Here is a 2,239-nt window from a genome sequence, read left to right as displayed (position 1 = left end):
GGTCACGGCCGCTCAGGCCGATGCCATGACCGGCACACTGACCTTCGCCTTTGTCGGCACGGTCGATCTGAGCGCCACGCCGTTCACGCTCGATTCGGGCCAGTCGATCACCGGCTTCGGCAACGGCAGTTCGATCATCACCTCCGGCACCATCCAGCCGATCAATGTCCAGGGCAATCTCGGCGCCACCGGTGGCAACGTCACCGGCAATGAGGGCGTGGTCAAGAGCACGGGCGGCGATACGTTGCAGCTGCTCGGCAGCAACCAGGTGCGCGACACCGCGTTCGACTTCACCGGCGGCAGCGGTTCGGTCTTCACCATCGACCAGAATGCCGGCGGCTTCAGCAATGTCGGCGGCATCGTCATCCAGGGCGTCACGGTCAGCAATGTCGCCACCGGCCAGACGGCGTTCAAGGTCGCCGGCCTCGACACCAATTTGTCGATCACGGACAACAACGTCAACGTCGCCGGCACGCTGCTCGACGTCGATGGCGGCGCCGGCAACATCACGGTCACGCGCGGCACCTTGCCCAACAGCGGACCGGCGGGCACGCTGACCGGCGGCGGCATCTCGATCGCCAACCGCACCGGCGGCACGATCAACTTCACCGGCAAGGTCACAGTCAACGGCAATGGTGCCTCGCTTACCAACAACGCTGGCTCTACGGTCACCTTCGCCGATCTGGACATCACCACATCGGGCGCGACGGCGTTCAGCGCCAGCGGCGGCGGCACGGTCAATGTCACGACCGGCACGATCAACGCCACCAACGCGCAGGCGGTGGCGCTCGACGGCATCACGGCCGGTATCAACTTCGCCTCGACAAGTGCGACTTTCGCTTCCGGCAGCGGCATCGACCTGCAGAACCTGGCCGGCACCGCAAGCTTCGGCACCGGTACGCTGACCAACACCGGTTCGGGCACGTCGTTCAATGTCGGCTCGACGATCGCCGGCAGCGGTGGCAACGCGACGATTTCCTATGGCGGCACGATTGCCAGCAACGGCACGGGCGCCGCGGCGTCGATCCAGAGCATGACCGGTGGCTCGGTGACGCTGTCGGGTAATCTGGCCGATACCAATGCGTCCGCCGGCGGCAACATCGTCGTTGCCGGTAACGACGCAGCCGCGATCACGTTCTCGGGCACCAGCAAGGTGATCAGCTCGGGCGCGACGGACGGCGTGAGCTTGGGCATCATTGGCAATTACGGCTTAGGCGCCCCGGCACTCAATACCAACAGCACGATCGACTTCACCCATGGCGGCCTTGATATATCGACAATGGCCGGGGCGGGCTTCGTCGCAATTGGCGATTTAGGCCCGGCTGGCGCAACCTCCACCATTATTACCGTCACCGGCGCGGGCAACAAGATCAATGCCGGCAGCGACGGGCTTGCTGTGTATGGTGCCAATGTCGGCAGCGCCGGCATTACCTTCGACAGCATCTCGGCGGACTCCACGATCCCCCTTCCCGGCGACCCCGGCGGTGCCGGAGTGACGCTGTTGGGCGCTCGTCGGGGATGTCAACATCGGCGGCCTGAGGGATACTGGATACACCGGCGCCTGGCTGTACGCCCTGAGTGGCACCGGAGAGGTCAATTTCACCGGGACGATCGATCTCGACGTCCAGTATGCCGGGTTCAATATCGGCGGTCCCGAGGTTGGTACCGTCAACATCGCCAATGTCGCCGGATCCACCCTGACCATCGATGGCGGCCAGTTCGGCATCATACAGAGCTCGCAGGGCGGGACCGTCAACGTCGGCATCAACGGCAGCGCCAGCATCACGAATACCACCCTCTCGGCTATCAGCCTCGGCGGCGGCAATGACCTGGCCTTCACCACGCTGACCTACAAAGGTTCGATCACGGTCGGTGTGGGCGCGGTGTTAAGCGCCACGGGCGATGCGACCCGTCTGAACATGAGCGGTTCCGTCGTTTCCACCACGTCATCGACGGCCTTCGACTTCTTTGGCCATGCCGAAGGCATATACGATATTTCGAGCACCATCGATCACAGCGGTGGCGAGGGTGTCGCCATCGGCGGCTCGGCCAACGGCACGGTCACCTTCTCCGGCACGTCGAAGATATTCAACACCGGCGCCAACGATGCCATCGTCAAGGCACCGTCGTACGTGATGGACCCGCAGACCAAGGGCACTCTCGCCTTCACCAATGGCGGCCTTGTCATCACCACCAGCAGCGGCGCCGGCTTCACCGCCAGCACCTTCGGTTCGGGAAC

Annotated in this window: 1 protein-coding gene and 1 pseudogene; both read left to right on the top strand. The window is 64.2% G+C overall.

What is annotated here, in order from left to right; genetic code table 11:
* Window positions 1-1,828: pseudogene (locus tag EN750_RS30450) on the top strand (hypothetical protein); the annotation flags it as partial.
* Window positions 1,829-1,883: 55 nt separating this feature from the next.
* Window positions 1,884-2,239 (top strand): hypothetical protein (locus EN750_RS39670; RefSeq protein WP_189526564.1); only part of this gene is annotated, 356 nt, incomplete at its 3' end.

This window comes from Mesorhizobium sp. M7A.F.Ca.ET.027.03.2.1, from assembly GCF_003999175.1.
Taxonomy (GTDB): domain Bacteria; phylum Pseudomonadota; class Alphaproteobacteria; order Rhizobiales; family Rhizobiaceae; genus Mesorhizobium.
This window is presented reverse-complemented; position numbering and strand designations above follow the sequence as displayed.